Source organism: Bacteroides sp. OM05-10AA (genome assembly GCF_003439055.1).
GTDB classification, from domain to species: domain Bacteria; phylum Bacteroidota; class Bacteroidia; order Bacteroidales; family Bacteroidaceae; genus Bacteroides; species Bacteroides intestinigallinarum.
The window spans coordinates 39,893-57,343 of record NZ_QSUR01000011.1; the positions used below are offsets into that span (position 1 = coordinate 39,893).

The 17,451-nt window shown below is 47.7% G+C and carries 18 protein-coding genes; 7 read left to right on the forward strand and 11 right to left on the reverse strand.

Annotated features, from left to right (window positions below):
• Positions 1 to 10: 10 nt before the first annotated feature.
• The 10 genes from DXB58_RS10440 to DXB58_RS10490 all read right to left on the reverse strand — a co-directional run bounded on the left by DXB58_RS10440 (position 11) and on the right by DXB58_RS10490 (position 11,250).
• Entirely contained in the window at positions 11 to 2,182 is a 2,172-nt protein-coding gene (locus DXB58_RS10440; protein WP_147338722.1) for a fimbrial protein, read from the reverse strand.
• 4 nt (positions 2,183 to 2,186) lie between these two features.
• Positions 2,187 to 3,593 carry a hypothetical protein gene (locus tag DXB58_RS10445; RefSeq protein WP_147338723.1) on the reverse strand — a complete coding sequence of 469 codons (1,407 nt, stop codon included), beginning with the start codon at positions 3,591 to 3,593 and terminating at the stop codon, positions 2,187 to 2,189.
• A 20-nt stretch (positions 3,594 to 3,613) separates the two neighbouring features.
• Entirely contained in the window at positions 3,614 to 4,657 is a 1,044-nt protein-coding gene (locus DXB58_RS10450; protein ID WP_158571562.1) for a FimB/Mfa2 family fimbrial subunit, read from the reverse strand.
• A 51-nt stretch (positions 4,658 to 4,708) separates the two neighbouring features.
• A complete protein-coding gene (locus tag DXB58_RS10455) occupies positions 4,709 to 5,911 on the reverse strand; it encodes a hypothetical protein (RefSeq protein WP_147338724.1) in 1,203 nt (400 codons plus the stop codon).
• A 99-nt stretch (positions 5,912 to 6,010) separates the two neighbouring features.
• A complete protein-coding gene (locus DXB58_RS10460; protein WP_122136720.1) occupies positions 6,011 to 7,024 on the reverse strand; it encodes a hypothetical protein in 1,014 nt (337 codons plus the stop codon).
• Positions 7,025 to 7,032: 8 nt separating this feature from the next.
• Positions 7,033 to 7,617, reverse strand: coding sequence for a DUF3575 domain-containing protein (locus DXB58_RS10465; RefSeq protein ID WP_122136721.1), 585 nt, complete (start codon positions 7,615 to 7,617; stop codon positions 7,033 to 7,035).
• A 25-nt stretch (positions 7,618 to 7,642) separates the two neighbouring features.
• Positions 7,643 to 8,506: an AraC family transcriptional regulator gene (locus tag DXB58_RS10470; protein WP_122136722.1), complete on the reverse strand. Its 864-nt coding sequence runs from the start codon at positions 8,504 to 8,506 to the stop codon at positions 7,643 to 7,645.
• 20 nt (positions 8,507 to 8,526) lie between these two features.
• On the reverse strand, positions 8,527 to 8,829 hold the full coding sequence (locus tag DXB58_RS10475; RefSeq protein WP_122136723.1) for a hypothetical protein: 303 nt from the start codon (positions 8,827 to 8,829) through the stop codon (positions 8,527 to 8,529).
• Between the two features lie 172 nt (positions 8,830 to 9,001).
• A complete protein-coding gene (locus tag DXB58_RS10480; RefSeq protein WP_122136724.1) occupies positions 9,002 to 9,853 on the reverse strand; it encodes an AraC family transcriptional regulator in 852 nt (283 codons plus the stop codon).
• 641 nt (positions 9,854 to 10,494) lie between these two features.
• A complete protein-coding gene (locus DXB58_RS10490; RefSeq protein WP_117912747.1) occupies positions 10,495 to 11,250 on the reverse strand; it encodes a WG repeat-containing protein in 756 nt (251 codons plus the stop codon).
• Between the two features lie 130 nt (positions 11,251 to 11,380).
• Here DXB58_RS10490 and DXB58_RS10495 point away from each other — a divergent pair, with 130 nt between their 5' ends.
• The 3 genes from DXB58_RS10495 (at position 11,381) to DXB58_RS28430 (ending at position 13,300) form a co-directional block, all read left to right on the forward strand.
• Complete coding sequence (locus DXB58_RS10495; RefSeq protein ID WP_081356590.1) at positions 11,381 to 11,683, forward strand: immunity 17 family protein; 303 nt, start codon at positions 11,381 to 11,383, stop codon at positions 11,681 to 11,683.
• Positions 11,684 to 11,713: 30 nt separating this feature from the next.
• Positions 11,714 to 12,232: a hypothetical protein gene (locus tag DXB58_RS10500; protein ID WP_117543738.1), complete on the forward strand. Its 519-nt coding sequence runs from the start codon at positions 11,714 to 11,716 to the stop codon at positions 12,230 to 12,232.
• Between the two features lie 222 nt (positions 12,233 to 12,454).
• Positions 12,455 to 13,300, forward strand: coding sequence for an AraC family transcriptional regulator (locus tag DXB58_RS28430; protein WP_117543734.1), 846 nt, complete (start codon positions 12,455 to 12,457; stop codon positions 13,298 to 13,300).
• Here the strand turns inward: DXB58_RS28430 and DXB58_RS27720 are convergent.
• On the reverse strand, positions 13,297 to 13,440 hold the full coding sequence (locus DXB58_RS27720) for a hypothetical protein (RefSeq protein ID WP_158571563.1): 144 nt from the start codon (positions 13,438 to 13,440) through the stop codon (positions 13,297 to 13,299). The genes DXB58_RS28430 and DXB58_RS27720 overlap by 4 nt on opposite strands.
• Before the next feature lie 7 nt (positions 13,441 to 13,447).
• Here DXB58_RS27720 and DXB58_RS10515 point away from each other — a divergent pair, with 7 nt between their 5' ends.
• The 4 genes from DXB58_RS10515 (at position 13,448) to DXB58_RS10530 (ending at position 17,338) form a co-directional block, all read left to right on the forward strand.
• Positions 13,448 to 14,284, forward strand: coding sequence for an RteC domain-containing protein (locus DXB58_RS10515; RefSeq protein ID WP_117912750.1), 837 nt, complete (start codon positions 13,448 to 13,450; stop codon positions 14,282 to 14,284).
• 229 nt (positions 14,285 to 14,513) lie between these two features.
• Positions 14,514 to 14,942, forward strand: coding sequence for a helix-turn-helix domain-containing protein (locus tag DXB58_RS10520; RefSeq protein WP_028728041.1), 429 nt, complete (start codon positions 14,514 to 14,516; stop codon positions 14,940 to 14,942).
• Positions 14,905 to 17,004 carry a bifunctional DNA primase/helicase gene (locus tag DXB58_RS10525; RefSeq protein WP_117912752.1) on the forward strand — a complete coding sequence of 700 codons (2,100 nt, stop codon included), beginning with the start codon at positions 14,905 to 14,907 and terminating at the stop codon, positions 17,002 to 17,004. Before DXB58_RS10520 ends, DXB58_RS10525 begins: the two co-directional genes overlap by 38 nt.
• Positions 16,979 to 17,338 (forward strand): helix-turn-helix domain-containing protein, encoded by a 360-nt coding sequence (locus DXB58_RS10530; protein ID WP_117912754.1) that lies wholly within the window; start codon positions 16,979 to 16,981, stop codon positions 17,336 to 17,338. The genes DXB58_RS10525 and DXB58_RS10530 overlap by 26 nt, the downstream gene beginning before the upstream one ends.
• The last annotated feature ends 113 nt before the right edge of the window (positions 17,339 to 17,451 follow it).

Consider the following 17,451-nt stretch of genomic DNA (forward strand, 5'->3'; position numbering starts at 1 on the left):
TTCTTTCCTATTAATCTCTCCATAAATCGCGAATACAACGCACTGAATGATTTTTTAAGGGGTCATTGAGGATAGCGAGAGCATCATCTGATTGTCCCAACATCACTGCATACCCGTATTGTGCTGTCCACCAGCCACTGGCGTTTGTAGATTGAAACAACTCCTTAATCGCACTATTGGGATCGAGCTGCATCCTGCGCACAAGCTTCAACTCGGCAAGTGTCGGCATACGCCACGTTCCGGCAGCATACTGCGACTCCCGATAAGTGGCACATCGTTGTTGTGCTACTTCCCAGGATTTATCAGTTGCTGTAATTCCCCGTTGAGAAGCGATCACAAACTGCGGTGATACAATATTGTTACTCTCCACATCCTGTTGTGTACGGAAGTATGTAATGTCCCAAGGTATGGTCAGTTTTATCGTTTCTCTTCCCTCTATACCCGCCGTAGCACCAAGATGAGACATTGATTGTGTAGGATCACCGACTCTCATGCCTGCATTCTCATCTTCTATATCAAGCGAAGTAACATGTACAGTAAAGAAGTTAAAGTTTTTTTGAGGAGGCGTATCTTTCGGACTGCCATTGGGAGTATTATTTCCCGCATCCTTATTCACTCCGGTCGGGGTGTTATAAGAACCTGCCAACCAAATCGTCTGCCCGTCAAGTAATGCTGAAGCGGCATTTGATGGAATAATCCCTTTATCGTCAGGGTTATTCGCTGTCTGGTTTGAGTACCCGCCATAAGAATATGAGGCAGTTACATATATTTTAGGGTAAATTGTAAGCGTTACGTCGGCAGACAGTCCTGTACCATTTGTGACCGTTGCTTTCATATACAATGGTACGTAGTTTATAGGAACCATTGATTCAAAAGTGAAATAAGTCCTGCTCGCGTCTTTCCATTGCGTCACCTTTGGATATTGCGGATTACCGGCGGTGTAGTCTCTTTGATTAATGCCTCCGTTGGAATCATACTCATTGCTATATACACTGTTAATCGTTATTGTAACCGGTTGTTTGGAGGATCTGAATTCCCAGACATTTGAATGACGGTTGTGAATCTCTACATGAGGGTTGTACACAAATAGAAAATGAAATCCGAGAATCGAAACCTCGACTTCTTTGGTTGTCCAGTCCAGCAATTCAAAATTGGCGGAAAGATCTACTGCATCGGCGGGATCAAGACCACCCAAACGACTCACATTGACTGCAAACTGATAGACATAGTTACGTCTGATCTGCTCTTTATTGGCTTCTACATCTCCCGTTGCACGAATGTATGAGAAAGGGATACGGTAATAGTATGTCCTTACTTCCCCTCCCTCTTGTTTGCGCCAATCTATAGCAATCAGGAGAAATGTCTCACGGTCCGGAGCATTTGCCCAATTAGTAGCATAAGTATAAATAGGATTTTGAGTGTCTATCGAAAAAGAATTGTCCACATCATTATTGGCAATGAGTGTTTTGCTTGCCGATTTATAGTCTTCGTTCCGGGCTGGATACAAATACTCACTACTCAACCGGGTTTTATCCAAGTAATTCACGACCATTACTGTGGCTTTTACAGCCGTATATCCCGTTATTTTGGCACTCGTGATGTCAACAATTACCTTGGCTGCCGCACGTTTCAAACTTATCTTTCCTAAATTAGAATTGGGAGAATTTTCATTGAATATCACGTCTATCTCTTCGCTATCCATCAAGAAGTTGCTCGGAGGAGTCGATGCATTGAACTTCTTTTCATCCATGTTATCCATTGAAAGCAGCTTGATCTCATCCAGTGTTTTTCCTGCCAACATTTCTCTTGACAACTGACAATTAGCCAACATATACATCTTGCAGTTACCGATCCCGTAGAAGGAGGTCATGACACTTTCGGGTACTCGGACCGTAACCCGATTATCCGCAATCGCTACCTGGCTCGCATCAGGATAAAAAAGACAATGACTGCCAGAGACATCGAAAAAGAATATATCAATGCGATGAATCACTTTCTCATTATCAAGCATATCATCTGCTGCGCGCGTAACTCTGGTTGCCTGTGTGGGTGCCGATGAATTGGAAAGGGTAAATGTTATAACGTTTTTTTCCAGAGAATGCTCATCGGACACCGGTTCTTTCACACAGGAACTCAATAGAATTATACACAGTATGATACAAAATAAAGATATGCTTTTCATTGTATTAGTTCGGATTTTGTTTAATAATAAATCTATTTCCCTCTCCTGTTTTACCATCATTTGTTAAGTCTAGTTCTATATTTTCAATTCCATTAAAAACCGTGATATAAAATTCTGTTGTTACATCATTGGCTGAAACAGCAGTACGAGGTCTGATTTTTATTTTGTTGGCAACGCCTTCCGTTGCAACACCCTCGCGTATTCCATTATTGTTTAGGTCAAAATCAAAATCACGAATATTAGTCAGCTGGGCTGTCCATTTGGCTCCGGGAGGAAAACTGAGTGTAAACTCATAGGTGACCGATGTATTGTTTGACACCGAAATCAAATTTCCAGTCTTATTTGTATCGGCTTCCCATTGTCCCGAAAAAGTGACAGAACCAGTCTCAAAATTACCATTACCGGCATGCTGCCATTTTACAACTTCATATTCCACTATTAAAGGGAAAGTCGATTCTGCCGGTTTGGTTATTGTAGCTGTTATATTATAATGATAATTGCGGGCAAGACTGTAATCTTGTGCGTTGGTTCCCAAAACCGGCACGATATAATTAACCTCACGTGCAGTTCTGCCGTACTCCGTATAATTGGCAGTAATAATCAATGCTGCAGCATTGTCGGAAGAAGCAGGTGTGGTTAATCTATATTCAGGAACGATGTAATCACTGAATATAGATTTTGCCTCACCATTGGTTGAGAATGCAATCTCTGCACCGTTGAATGGTGTTTTCGAATGTAACATTCCTCCATAAGCACGTCCCGGAAGTAAATAGCTGTCAGCAGGCAGATTTATCAATTCCACTTTCTGAATAGTGAATAGATCAGCTTCAACAACAGTCCGTTTTCTGATAGCAAGAGAGATTTTGGAAGCAACCCTTATCAAGTCCACATTTACAATGGGAGGCGACAACCAATTGGCTCCACCATCTACCGATACCTCTCCCTGTTCAGTATCAGAGGATGATGAGCGGAGTTCAACATCTATCGATTGATACAACACAAGGTCAGTCTCTGTTGTCGGAGTAATCACTTTTATCACATCCAAGTCAGACAGTTTGTTGGCAACAGTTAGAGCGGCTGTCATCGTTGCTGTCTCATTGGCTACGACACAAATTTTATAACTGCCACGCTTCAGGTTACAGATAAAATCCGTTGATTCTGAAATCTGTCCATCAACCAGTTTATTGATTACTACGCTATTGCCAATACCGGTATTGACAACTATCATTCTGACGGATCGGACGGTGACACCATTGATGGTTTCCCCTACAAGAGTTCTGGTATTGACTTTGAAAGTCAGTTCGGCACTTTCCTCCAGCACCCGCACCTGTTCGTTTGTACATCCAACGAACATCAGTAGTAAAGCAAGTACCGTAGGCAAGTTAAAGGCCAGTAGTATACATCTTCTCATAATCAAATAAGAAATTACAATCAATATTCCAAAGCCGGAATTAAATCCACGACCTCCCAATTATGAACAAAAACTCTCATATTCAAGTCTGCCGATATCTCAATCCGAACCGGATGCTCATAGATACGGTCAAAGTCTTCCTGACTCTTATAAATATATTCATTCGTTTCAGGATTTCGTGCCCGCAACAAAATAGCCATTATATCTATAGCCTGTTTCGGGAACAAAGCGCCCGAAACAGGGTCCTCCAGAAATAAATGAACCGGCTTGGAGGAATGCTGTTGCAGATCCATACGCATCAATTTGATGCTAACGTCCATCTTACTCTGGTTTAAATTCATATAATAAGGACGATATCGTAACAATCGCGCATTTTCATCGATTGTATTGTCGGTATGGTAACATCCGTTCCGGGCCGAAACCCAAATATTCGGAGGAGATTGAAAATAGTCAATTCCTGTGACAGAAACGTGAATAAGATTCGTGTTACGGATCAGTTCGACAGTACGTTCTGTGAACAAGCCCGGCTTGACTTCCACCTGTTCAAGCTGATAACGGGAAGTTTTTGCCGTTCTTGTTCCTACAGCACCGTAATAAAGATCATCAAATTCGTCAGTAACGGGAAGGATGTCTTCAGGATAATCATAAGCAATGTTGTTATGAAGAGAAATTTTAAAATCACTTAGTGTTGTTCTTCCAATTGCCACATTATCTCCATCACCGGAGATAGTCGTTCCATCCATACATCCCTCACGATACGACTTACTGAACTCCTCATGGCTCCCCGCCCAGGCTATAACCGTATATTTGCCGGGAAGCAGATTCATTCTCATCACATAACTATTAGTTAATATAGCCCCTCTGCCTTCTTCTATCTGTTGCAGTATGCCATCCGAATCAAATAGATACACTCGAACGACTTGTACATGATTATCAAACTTATTTCCTCCGTACTCATGTAAAGTAAACTCAAACTTTAAATGAAGTCCCGAAAAACAGTCATCCAGATTTTCTCTTGTACATCCGGCAAACAGGCAGAGTACTGCTGCCAGAAAGAATTTCATATTAAATTTTAGTCTCCAATCACTCATCGCTTCATTCTCTGCTGGATTAAATTACAGTTCCGGTGTCAGTGCAACTTCCGTCCACTCTACAATAGTTACTTTTGCATACAGGTCAGCTGCCGTTGCTTCCGGTTCCGAATCAATGTTCGATGGTTTCACCGCTAAATCCAAAGCCACTTTATATATCTTGGCTGCTTCTACGCCCAGATTAGAAAGCAGGGTACCTGATGTTGTTTTAAAGTCTTTCAGAGTGATAAAACCATAATAATTCTCACCCATTGCATTAGCCATTGCAGAACCAGCCGGCAGATTGACCATCACTCTTACAATAACATGAGGTGAAACTGCCTGAGCATATAAGTTATAACAATCTGAAAGTGTGGAGAAATCCAACGGTGTAGTGGTAGCATGAGAAGCGGCAGCATTATACATATTGCTCCAGTCGCCGTCAACTTCGTAAGGATGACCAGTTGCCCAGTTACCGCTACCCCATGACATAAAGTTTCCTGCATTGGTTACTATAGCTCCACCTTTCTGGTCACGTATGTTATTCATATAAATACCTGTGATATCAATCGTTGTTCCTACAGGGAATGCATCGTTCGTATTCAGGTCAGGAGTAGTAACAGCAGTGATTCCACCGGTTGGCAAAGTGGGTTTCATCTCGAAACGAGCAAAGTAAGGAGCCAAACTAGCTTCTACCGTCCAAATCTTGTTTCCGCTCAAATTAGGACCAGGTGCCGGAGTTACGCTTTTATTAATAGAGATAAAGCCATTGGCATCTGTAACGCTCGATCCAATCGTTCCGGTCACCGGATAAAAAGGAATAGCATCAAAAGCCATCTGATAATCATTGATACTTCCACCCAATACCGGCAGGTTGGCTATGGCTACATCAGACTGAAAAGCCCACAACTTCACGTAAGCTGCACGGGAACTGATATTCGGGAATACAATTCGTCCTGCATCTCCCAACACAGCAGTATTATCCATTGCACCTGCTATTTCTTGAGCAGAAAGAGCTTTCGCAGCAATCTTAAAATAAGTAGCATCAAAAACCTCAATAATCATCGATTGTATGGCAGCCGGATCTCCTGTTCCGGGAGTCTGCATCGCACGAGTGAATGTTTCTCTCTCTATCTTCAGAGCAAGAGAAAAAGTGGAAACATTATTGTCTACTACAGAATCGTCCCCCTCGTTAGAGCATGAGAATAATGTTATGGCTGTAAAAGCCATCAAAAAAAGTTTTTTCATTTTCGTTGAATTAATTTGTAATAAAAATAAATATTTAAATAACATCGATGTTTTTCCCCATATCCTTTCCCTAGTATAACACATCGCAAACTATGTACTTTATTTCCCAATTATGTATTGAATTCTATAATCTACCCTTCTCAGCCGAGGATAAATATGTTGCATTAAATAGCCATATACCGGCATTTTTGATAATTGCATGTCTTTCATATCCGGAGTCTTATCCGAATCAATAATACGCAGCACCTGCTCTTTTCCCACAAATTCAGATGCTTCAACTAATTGTTTGAACCGGTCCCAATCTTCCGGTATCGAACTTTCTTCTATCAAGAACAAATCAACTCCATGCCGGGCATGAATGTGCTTCTTCACGGCTTTCACACGTTCTGCTGCCAATATGGTATTATACTCCCAGCTAGCTTCCGGCGAACAGGTACCTCGCAACCATATCCCAGTTATGACTGCTCCTTTTTCACTTCTCACCTTTTCAATGCTGTTTTTAATCTTTTCCAGTTCTGCCAAGTTATTACGATAATTCTCTAACAAGACAAAACGTCCCTGTTGAAACTCTACATTGGCAGATCCATGCTCATAATAATATAAAGGCGGTTCTTCTATTTTCTCTTCAGGTAAAGGAGGCTCTTCCACTGTTACCGCTGCCACCAATTCGAATGTTTGATCCAGAGATTCAGTTAGTAGATATTCCGTGCAACATCCATACAGCAACTGTTCCAACCTGATAGAAGAAAGGTTCATCCATGGCTTGTATGGTATTTCTATGGAATAGTATATATCTTCTTTATTCGGAGCTTTATAGGCATTTTTCATCAGGGGTATTCCGTTGCGCTGTTCCAGAATACGTGTACGCCAAGTTTCAAAAACAATCGGTTCCAATCGCTGTTCATCTTCTCCATTATACAATACAGGTGTTATTATCAATTTATCGTTCTTGGATGGCAGATACACAGAACGGGACGGAATTCTGAAAGCGATGTTTACGATCTCGCCTTTTTTCCGTACCATTAAATCTTTCACCTCCAACTTCTTGGCTTGTATCGCAAATCCCCATACACTTCCGACACTTATCAGAAGAAATAACAATATCTTTTTCATCGTTCGTTCTATTTAAGGATATATATTAAAGAAATGCCTGCTTTGGTAGGACCCAGATAGTCTTTTGTTTCAGTTCCTACTTTCTCACCGCAAGTCCGGCATTCATACTTGTCATATTTCAAACGGGCATACCCCACACCGATATTTAATTCCAGATTCCAATATCTGCCAAGAATAAACTGATAACCATAGGACATTCCTCCGCCAACAGCCCAACCCTGATGGCGATATTCACCTGATTCACGGCCAAACAGTAAAGGCAACTTTACCCCGGAAATATTATATTGTGCTCCCAACAGATGTACACCTAAAAAATGTCCGTTAAACTTCTGACATATCCAGTGGCGATATTCTGCTTCTCCAAGCCAATGGACCAGTTTCTTGTTATCAGTTGTCCTGCCATTGAGATTCCATGGATTATATCCTCCTCCCAATTCAAGGGTTGACTGCTCACCTACTCCTATCTCCACACTTATGTTGGGAGTCAATGTCAGTCCTCCATAAAGCAGATTCGTTTTTACCCCTATCGTCTGCGCTATAGCACCCAAAGAGATTCCTGCCAGACATACGATCAAAATTCCTTTTTTATACATATTGTTACTCTTTAATGAAACACATTTATGCACGTTTTCCGTTGAGTATATTCTCACGAATCTTTGAGGGAGAAGCACCAAACATCGCCTTACAATAGCGATTGAAATGAGATGCATCTGCAAAATGAAAATCCCGGGCTATGGTGGCTAAGCTTTTGTTAGTAGTAGACAATTCATGATAAATATGTTTTGACTTCTGCTTTATCAGCCATTGATAAGGACTCTGGTTAAAATGAGTCTTAAATTTCCGGTTGAATGTACTCAGATTCATACCCGATAAGTCTACAAATTCTTTTACTCCTTTCATCTTCAAATAATTATTCATCACAAAAAGTTCAAACTCATGCGTATAGCGTACTGCAGGAAAGAAAAAGCTGATTAATTCCTCCGGCGAATAATACGCTCTAAATATCATAGACAACTCCAACATTTTCGATTTGTGTAAATAAGGACACGTAATACCATCATCCAAATACATCCTGACCGTTTCCAAGAAATGTGTCAATCTTGATCTGATGGGCAATGGCTGAAAAGTGGAAACAGCATTGAGCCACAAATCCGCACGTTCTCTCAAAGATTTCTCATCACAAGGAGGTAATTCCGGCTTTCCTTTGAGAATGATACTCTTTACATCATCAATAGTTTCCCAAATACAACTCGAGTTCATAGGACAAAGCATTATTTCCCCAGTCTGAAAACGGACATTTACAAATTCATTACAAGAGGCACGCACCTCCCCTGATAATATGAAAATAAGGGTATAATTATCTTCCATCGTGAAAATACGCTTCTCATCCTTCTTCGTTTCAACATATCTAAAAATACGCGGAGCTATCTCTGTACAACTCTTACAACTACTATGCTTACAAAAAAAAAGTTCAGGTTTCATTATTCAATCCAATATTTAAACTAAAATTCTCCTTCTTCCAAAGATGCTTTCAATACAGGTAATACTTCCAATATCCAAAGATCTCTAGGCTCCTTTACTAAATAAATCCAATCTTCATCATTCTTACTTCGGGCTATCACTCCAATTCCTACCAATCTGTCTACAACGAGAAGAAACATGGGGTGGGCAAACCCATATTTCTCTGACAATTCAGTAAGAGAACATCCTTTCTCGTTGTATACATCAGCCAATTCTATAAGAATTATCAATCCATAAAAAACTCTTGATTTCACATCCTTCAGGTCTTTTCTCTCGGTCAACATATCATCTTTTTATTTATTATATTACGCAAAAACCAGGCCTACACCACACTGTCTGATGATGTTTCAAATTCATGTCGCAAAATTACGGCATCCCAAAATATCTGTAAAAAAATGGCTGTGGTATAAAAAATGCAGAATGTTGAATAAAACTGTAGTTTGTAACACGTTTGTATTATGGCGTTCTTCTTTTGCGTACAGTAGATGGAGAAGCACCAAACATTGCCTTGCAATAACGGTTAAAATGAGATGCGTCGGAAAAGTCATATTCCCGGGCAATAGCAGCAAAAGTTTTATTGGTGGCAGACAAATCATGATAAATATGCTTTGACTTTTGCTGGATAAGCCATTGATAGGGACTTTGTTTAAAATGGGATTTAAATTTCCGATTAAAAGTACTTAGGTTCATTCCTGATAAATCGACAAATTCCTGCACACCTTTTACTTTCAGATAGTTATTCATTATAAAAGACTCAAACGCATGCGTACGGCGTACGGTAGGAAAAAAGAAAGGCACTAACTCTTCCGCAGGATAATAAGCTCTGAATATCATCGACAATTCCTTCTGCTTGGCTATATACATATAAGGACAAACAACTCCATCGTCGAGGTATTGCTTCACTGACTCCAGAAATTCCATCAATCTTGCTTTAATAATTAAAGTACGAAAAGCGGGAATAGCATCATGCCATGAATGGGTAGGTCTCTCCAATGATTTCCTGTCACAGGGAACATGGTCATCTCCTCCTCTGAAAACGATGCATGAGGTATCGGAAAGGGTCTTCCATGAGCATTTTGAATTCATAGGCCAAAGACTAATCTCACCTGAATGTAACGGAACATCAATAAATTCATTACACGAAACCAATACTTTCCCCGATATAAGAAATACAAGTGTATAAACCTCCACTGATTCAAAGGTATAAACTTCACCTTTTTTAGTTTCAAGGTTCTCGAATGCAGGTCGAGCAGTCTCAAGACAAGACTTGCAATCACGATGTTTACAATAGTACAATTCAGGCTTCATACTTCATTCTCATTACACTTCCCATAAATAGGAGAGTTCTAATAAATAAACAAAACAGGAAGAAAAAAAGATTGAGATAGGAGCATATTTTTATGAAAAAACAATCGTTTTTTTGTAATCGGTTGGTAGATAAGACTTAAAGAGTAGAAAGTTCGGTAGCCGGTAGCGATTTGGTAGCTGTGCGGGTTTCGCTGCATTGCTTCGCTCTGCTCTTGGAACTGATGCAAATATAGGGATTTTGACCGAAAAAGGGAAATGTTTCGGGGGATTTTTTATTTTTCGGGATTACCGGATTACAGGAAAAGCATAAAAGCAGGAGGCGGTGCAAGAAACGAGGTTGCACCAGTGGTTTTACCAGAAGTGTAAAGCATTGATTTTCAGCGTGTATTTCTGTGGTGCAAGGTGCAGCTATATTTATATATATAGCTGCACCTTGCACCAGCCACAGGGCTGTTTTGCGGCTTGCACCGAAAATCTTTTAAGTTATTGTAAATGAGTTGGTTTTGAGTTTTGGTGCTTGTTTCGGGGGAAAGGTGGGATGAACGGGATGTTCCGATAGGGCTTGGCGGCTTCGTGCTTGCCCTGCAAGGGCTTGGCAGGCGGGGGGCTGGAATGTCGGATTTAGGGCAGTCTTGGGGCTTTTATTCAATCCTTTGCCCCTTCCGGTCGATGTAATACCAATCATCGCTTTCCCAATAGCGGTATTCCCCATCCGAACCGGGAACTTCTTTCTGTTCTCCCGTGTCGGTTACTTTCGCCTTCCCGTTCTCGAAAGGAAAGCCAAAAGCGAAGCGTGGCTCTATGAGGGTATTGCCATGCTTGTCCGCATATCCGATACGCCCTTTTTCATCGATGATGCGGTAAACGCCTTCCTGCACGGGGTCGTTGCCGTTGTCATACCGGTACGGGACATAGAGGCTTGCGGGATGGCTGTTGCCGGAGGATATGGCCGTGCAGCGGTCATGATAAAGGGTGAACAGCCGTATTTCAAGCAGGATGGCAAGGACTGCAAGCACCATGCAGACAAGGAAACGGAGGCGATAGCGTTGCCGTACCGATACATGGAACGCCCCGTAATAGTCGTGCATCATGCGGTAACGCTCCTCGGTATAGATGCGCATATTCCTCCAGAGCAATACGGGGAACGGCAGTATCAGCGGGAAAAACGTAAGGCGGTTGTCTGTCTCGTAAAGAAAACGGACAGCCGGAGTGTCCAAGAACTGTAAAGCGATGGCGACAGGAAACAGGAGGCAGGCGAACTGAACCACACTGATGACCGCAAAACTACGGTCCGGGAAGCCGTGCCGACAACTGCGCCACGTCCAATAAAAGAGGTGGTCGAAGAATCCGGGGAGCTTCAACCGGCTGGTTCTTTTATGTGGGGAGGCTTTCTTCATACGTTGCGGCTATATAGGTGCAAATAAAACGTATTTCTTCCAAACGGAAAAGAATTTTGCGGTGAAACTTTTTGAGTGATTGGACTTTTCGCTATTTTTGCTTTGATATATAACGGTTCGTCCGTAAGGTATGAATTTGGCTTTTTCTGTTATTGCTATGGAATGGTTCGATAAGATAAGCGAGTTTATGGAGGGTCTGCCGGAGTGGTTGCAGGCGCATCCGAGGTACGGCTACCTGATCGTGGCGGGAATCCTGCTGCTGTGGCTCGTGGGGATTGTCTGCGGATGGCGGTGGACGTACTCCCGTCCGGGAAGTTGGGAAGGGAATTTCTGGCTGGGTACGCTGGGTGAAAGGAGTTACCGTTTCTGGCTGGGGCTGATCGTTGCCGCCGCAGCGGGATGCGCCCTGTTGCTGTTCTTCGTAACGGGATAAGCAAGCGGAAAACAAGGAAAGGAGGAATCTATGTTCAAGGAACCGGCATACTGGATGTATTACTTCTGGAGCAAGAACAAACGTGCAAGGAAAGACAAGGCGGTTATCTCCAATGCCACGTGGACGATGGCAATCCTGTGGTTTCTTAACCTGATGGCTCTCCATCTTTTGTTCGAGGCATGGGGATGGGATATGCTGACGGGCTGGTTCTCTTCCCTGACGGACAAGGTGGAATGGAGCAGGTTCAACCCGGTTGCCTACCTGTTCGCCGCAGCGATGCTCGCCCCTTTTATCTGGATTGCCGGAAAGCTGTATTACCGTCCTGCGAAGCTGAAAGCGATGCAGGCGAAGTACGAGACAATGGGCGAATACCGGAAATTGCTCGGTCAATGCCTGTTCTGGCTGTATGTTATCGGCAGTTTTGCATCGTTCTTCATTATAGCCGAACAAAAGAACCATTCCAAGGAGCAACCGCTGATCGAAAGGTTGCAGGAGATACGGGACGGCAAATATCCCGTTGAAAAGACGCACTCACCAACCGGCGAATGACTTTCTTCCGGCTCCCCCTGCTTACTGTCATGCCGTTCTGCGGGTGGAACCGGCACAGCCTTTCTGTTTTTCACGATTGAATATCCGGACCTATGGAGCAAAATCCGAATCTGTAATTCAAGGAAATATCGTGACCGATACGGGGTGTCGGCAGGACATCTATTGCAAACAATTTGTAATTTCGTGTAAGATTTGTATTATTTAATATCGTGTTGAAACAAAATGAAACAGAATCTTACACTAATTCTAATGAATGAAGCCGTCCGGGAGGGATGGCGGGAGTGGATGGAAAAGGTACGCAAGGTATTGCCGCAAACGGATGCGGAGCGTCCGGTGACATGGATTGCGGCGGAACGGCTCGCACGGGAGAACGGACGGATGGTACGGCTGGTGGAGCTGCTGCGGGAACACCGCCCCGTACTTTCGTACCGGGTGAAGGAGGAAGCCGGGCTGCTGATACTGGTCGCCTATCACCGCCACGGAAGCTCGTCAGACTTCCTGCTGGAAACGGCGGAGGCGTATTTCCGGGAAAGGGACTGCGGAGGATTCCTGTTCCTCTGCCGGATGCAGGCAAGCATCAACGCCTACGACGAATACCCGCACCTGAACGTGCTCTGCAACCGTCTGGCGGGACTGCTGTTCCGCTTCCGCCGTGAACGGGCGTCCGAGTACCGCAAGGGCATACCGCCGATGTTCGGCAAGGCGGACTTGCAGGAGGTGGAAAAGTACCTGCCGCACCTGCGGGGCTGCTCGTTCCGGGAAGAAATCGCACTGGCTCTGCCCAAGGTGAAGAACGTGGAGGAACTGGCACGGGAATGCGCCATGTCGGTCAATACGCTGGGACGGCGTTTCAAGGAGGAGCTGAACACCACTCCGCACCGCTGGCTGACGGAACAGCGGAAGGCGCACGTGACCTCCCTGCTGGCGGACACGGACATGCCCCTTCAAGAGATTGCCGACATGTGCGGCTTCGCCACTCCGAGCTACCTGTGGGACTTCTGCAAGAAGCACCTGAAGGCTACTCCTGCCGAAATCCGTGAAATCGCCCGGTGCGCCCGTACCGTTTAGCCTCCCTTTTCCAGCCCTGCCGTGAAAAACCGACCGTCCGGAGCCGATTGGCGGACAATCCGAATCCGGCGGTGAAGATTCAGAACGTCCGTTTCCCTGCCGTCCGCTAACTTTGCGCCCTTATAAACAACATGAAACAAGATTTATATGGAAGAATATTTTAACGGGCTGCTGAAGGAGGTGGATCAGCGCATGGCGACCACAGCCCCCGGCATGGACGGCAAGGAGGTGATAGGCGTCTGCCGTGAGATGGTCTCGTACCTGAAAGGCAAGAACCGGGAACTGAAGGAGTACGCCCTCGCCCATCCGTTCGCCGGGGACGCGAAGGAGATCCTCTACTTCAAGTATTACAAGCCCGCCCTGACGGGCAGGCTGCTGTACTATTACCGGGTGTACCAGATAGAGAGCGGCTGCCCCGCCTGCCTGCGTGTCGCCGAACCGTACTACCGCAAGGCGATGGAGCGTGCCGAGCGGATGATGGAACGCTACCTGCCCTTTTACCAGTATTACCACAGCGGGGCGACATACCGGGACAGCTACTATTTCCTGCGGGCGAAGGACGAGCTAAGCCCCGAGAGCGGCAGCTTCGTGCTGGACGAGGAGGCGGAGTTCTCCACGGGCTATGACATACTGGCGGCACGGCTGATCTCGGTGGAGATGCTGCTGGTACACCTGAGCCGCCGGATGGAGCGTGCGGCGCAGGGGACGGAGACGGAAGCCGTGCCGGAGAAGGAACACCGCTGGACGAACACGAAGGTTGCCGCCATACTGCTCGTCTATGGCATACACGTGACGGGAAGCGTGGACGAGGGCAACGCCGAGATCGGCGAGCTGGCTGCGCTGTTCGAGAAGCATTTCCACGTGGATCTGGGCAACGTGTACCACGCTTTCGGCAGGCTGCGGGGGCAACAGAACCCGACGGCGTTCTTGGACGAGATGAAGGAGAGGCTGCTGAAAAAGATGCGGGACATGGATAGCCGGTAGCAAGTTGGCAACGGGGCGGCAGGACACGGGAAGGGAGCGTCCGAAGGGCTGGAAAGAGCCTTCCGGACGCTCTTTTTTACCCCGTCTCGGTCCTTTTTACCGCCCGGAACGGCGGCAAGGGCTAAAATGCGCCCCGAAAAAAAATCTTTGCCAAGGTGCTGATATAGTGGCAGGAAAAACCGGCGAATCGGGCGACATTTGCGGCAGAAACCTAAAAATGAGTACGACAATGGAAATAATGACCATCGAGAGCAACGCCTACCGCCTGCTCGTGGAGAAGATCGAGAAGATAACCGCCTACGTGGAGGAATCCCGGAACCGGGAGGAAACGGAGCGCAAACGGAAAGAGGAAGCGGAAAGCCCTGCGACCAAGGGACGGAAAGCCGACCCGAAGTGGATGACGCACAAGGAGGTGTGCGAGGCGCTGGACATCAGCCACCGCACCCTGCAACGCTACCGCCAGAAGAACATCGTCCCCTATTCGATGATCGGGCGGCAGATACGCTATCCCCGGCAGGCTGTCGAGAGCCTGCGTGAGCGGTGGATGGTGGAGACGCCCGCCGCCAAGATCGACCGGATGATAGCGGAACATCCCCTGCATAACCGAAAAAACGGAAGCTATGGTAAGAAAGGAAGAAGTGCTGGCAAGAACCAGTAACGGGCTGGACGTGTTCCGTCACTACCTGCCCGTGAAGTGGCGGGTGGGCAGGAACTTCCTGAACCCGCTGTACGCCGACAGCAAGGCTTCGTGCAACGTGTATTACGACCGCCGGAGCGGTACGTACCGGATGAAGGACTTCGGCAACGGGGACTATTCGGGAGACTGCTTCTTCCTCGTGGCAAAGCTGAAAGGGCTGGACTGCCGGAACGCCGCCGACTTCGTGGAGGTGCTGCACACCATCGACCGGGAGTTGTGCCTCGGACTGGACGGGGACAACCCGACCGACGGGACGGTGGGAACCGGGGGCTGCCGGAGATTGCGACCCGTGCCGGGCGCAAGGGGCGGCGACGCCGGGGAAGCCGGAACGGACACGGAAGAGGCGGCAATGTCCGCCGACCGTCCCGAACCGAAGCCCTACCGGGCGGCGGAGAAGCCCTTCACCGAGGGGGAGCTTGCCTACTGGGGCGCATCGGGCATCACCGTGGAGGTGCTGCGCCGCTACGGGACGGTATCGCTCGCCGAGTACCGGGGCGAGACGAGGGAGGGCAAGGCGTTCGGCTTCAGCTCCACCCCGGCGGAACCGATGTTCGGGTACAGGGGGAAATGGGGCGTGAAGGTCTATCGCCCGATGTCGGAGGTGCGCTTCGTCTATGGCGGGCACACGGGCGACAACTACTGCTTCGGGCTGGAGCAACTGCCCTCGAAGGGCGACCTGCTCTTCCTCACGGGCGGCGAGAAGGACGTGCTGACGCTGGCGGCGCACGGCTTCCACGCCATCTGCTTCAACTCGGAGACCTCGGTCATCCCGGCGAAGACCGTGCGCAAGCTGGTCTATCGCTTCAAGCACATCGTGCTGCTGTACGACACGGACAAGACGGGGCTGGAATGCTCGGAGAAGCACCGTGCGCAACTGGCGGAGTACGGGGTGAAACGGCTGGTGCTGCCGCTGCCGGGGACGAAGGCGGAGAAGGACGTGACGGACTACTTCAAAGCCGGGCACACGAGGGCGGAGCTGATGGGGCTGTTCCTGAAACTGCTCGACACGCTGTACGGGGACACGCTGGCGATGCTGAAATCGTGCGAGATCGACTATGACCACCCGCCCGAACAGGCGGTCGCCATCGTTACCGCCGGGGACGTGCCGTTAGGCTCGGAAGAGAACATCCTCTGCATCACGGGCGGCGAAGGGACGGGCAAGAGCAACTACACCGCCGCACTGGTCGCCGGGGCGATCATGGAACGGGAGACGGACGCCGATCTCTTGGGGGTGCGGGTGGAGCCGAACCGCAAGGGGCGTGCGGTGCTGCTCTACGACACGGAACAGAGCGAGCAACAGCTCCACAAGAACACGGGGCGGCTGCTGCGCCGTGCCGGGCGTGAGCGGATGCCGGAGTACCTGCACGTGTACTGCCTGACGGGGATGTCGAGAAGCGAGCGGCTGACCGCCATCGTGCAGAGCATGGACCGGTACCACTACCTGCACGGGGGCATCCATCTGGTCGTCATCGACGGGGTGGCGGACCTGATCCGCTGCGCCAACGACGAGGCGGAGAGCGTGGCACTGATTGACGAGATCTACCGGCTGGCGGGAATCTACCGCACGTGCATCGCCGCCGTGGTGCATTTCGTGCCGAACGGACTGAAACTGCGGGGACACCTCGGCAGCGAGCTGCAACGCAAGTCCGCCGCCATCCTCTCCATCGAGAAGGACGAGAACCCGGAGGTGTCGGTGGTGAAGGCGTTGAAGGTCAGGGACGGCAGCCCGCTGGATATTCCGCTGATGCAGTTCAGATGGGACAAGCAAGCCGGGATGCCCGTCTATGTGGGCGAGAAGCCGAGGGCGGAGAAAGAGAAGCGCAAGGAGAAGGAGCTGGCGGAGATGGCACGGGAGGCGTTCGCCCGGCAGGAGAAGTACGGCTACATCGAACTGTGCGAGCTGATACAGGAGATGCTGGAAGTGAAGGAACGGACGGCGAAAGGCTACATCCGCTATATGCGGGAAAAGGAAATCATCGAAAAGGAGGGCGACTGCTATGTACACGGACAGGGAAGAGTTTGAGGGTTGGATGGAGCGCATCATGGAACGCTTCGACCGGACGGAGAAATTGCTGGAAAGGGTGCTGAGGAAGAACAACACGCTCGACGGCGAGGAGGTGCTGGACAACCAAGACCTGTGCCTGCTGCTGAAGGTGGGCATCCGCACGCTGCAACGCTACCGTGCCATCGGGGTGCTGCCGTACTTCACCATCAGCGGCAAGGTGTTCTACCGCACGAAGGACGTGCACGAGTTCATCCGCACCCGTTTCGCCGACGTGGAGGAACGGGCTGCGAAACGCAAGGAGAAGGAAGCCCGGAAAGAGGAAAGGCGCAGGAAAAGGGGGCTGTTCCCGTGAGAATGACATTTTTCTGACGGTGCTTTTAGTGGATGAAGCCCTGCCGGATCGTGAGATTAGGCGGGGCTATTGTTTTGTTATTCGGGAAGTTTCCGTATCTTTGCCATACGAAG

Excerpts from the sequence above, each read along its gene's own strand:
- DXB58_RS10440 (WP_147338722.1), bottom strand. The coding sequence starts at position 2,182 with ATGAAAAGCATATCTTTATTTTGTATCATACTGTGTATAATTCTATTG.
- DXB58_RS10445 (WP_147338723.1), bottom strand. The coding sequence starts at position 3,593 with ATGAGAAGATGTATACTACTGGCCTTTAACTTGCCTACGGTACTTGCT.
- DXB58_RS10450 (WP_158571562.1), bottom strand. The coding sequence starts at position 4,657 with ATGAAATTCTTTCTGGCAGCAGTACTCTGCCTGTTTGCCGGATGTACA.
- DXB58_RS10455 (WP_147338724.1), bottom strand. The coding sequence starts at position 5,911 with ATGAAAAAACTTTTTTTGATGGCTTTTACAGCCATAACATTATTCTCA.
- DXB58_RS10460 (WP_122136720.1), bottom strand. The coding sequence starts at position 7,024 with ATGAAAAAGATATTGTTATTTCTTCTGATAAGTGTCGGAAGTGTATGG.
- DXB58_RS10465 (WP_122136721.1), bottom strand. The coding sequence starts at position 7,617 with ATGTATAAAAAAGGAATTTTGATCGTATGTCTGGCAGGAATCTCTTTG.
- DXB58_RS10470 (WP_122136722.1), bottom strand. The coding sequence starts at position 8,506 with ATGAAACCTGAACTTTTTTTTTGTAAGCATAGTAGTTGTAAGAGTTGT.
- DXB58_RS10475 (WP_122136723.1), bottom strand. The coding sequence starts at position 8,829 with ATGTTGACCGAGAGAAAAGACCTGAAGGATGTGAAATCAAGAGTTTTT.
- DXB58_RS10480 (WP_122136724.1), bottom strand. The coding sequence starts at position 9,853 with ATGAAGCCTGAATTGTACTATTGTAAACATCGTGATTGCAAGTCTTGT.
- DXB58_RS10490 (WP_117912747.1), bottom strand. The coding sequence starts at position 11,250 with ATGAAGAAAGCCTCCCCACATAAAAGAACCAGCCGGTTGAAGCTCCCC.
- DXB58_RS10495 (WP_081356590.1), top strand. The coding sequence starts at position 11,381 with ATGAATTTGGCTTTTTCTGTTATTGCTATGGAATGGTTCGATAAGATA.
- DXB58_RS10500 (WP_117543738.1), top strand. The coding sequence starts at position 11,714 with ATGTTCAAGGAACCGGCATACTGGATGTATTACTTCTGGAGCAAGAAC.
- DXB58_RS28430 (WP_117543734.1), top strand. The coding sequence starts at position 12,455 with ATGAAACAGAATCTTACACTAATTCTAATGAATGAAGCCGTCCGGGAG.
- DXB58_RS10515 (WP_117912750.1), top strand. The coding sequence starts at position 13,448 with ATGGAAGAATATTTTAACGGGCTGCTGAAGGAGGTGGATCAGCGCATG.
- DXB58_RS10520 (WP_028728041.1), top strand. The coding sequence starts at position 14,514 with ATGGAAATAATGACCATCGAGAGCAACGCCTACCGCCTGCTCGTGGAG.
- DXB58_RS10525 (WP_117912752.1), top strand. The coding sequence starts at position 14,905 with ATGGTAAGAAAGGAAGAAGTGCTGGCAAGAACCAGTAACGGGCTGGAC.
- DXB58_RS10530 (WP_117912754.1), top strand. The coding sequence starts at position 16,979 with ATGTACACGGACAGGGAAGAGTTTGAGGGTTGGATGGAGCGCATCATG.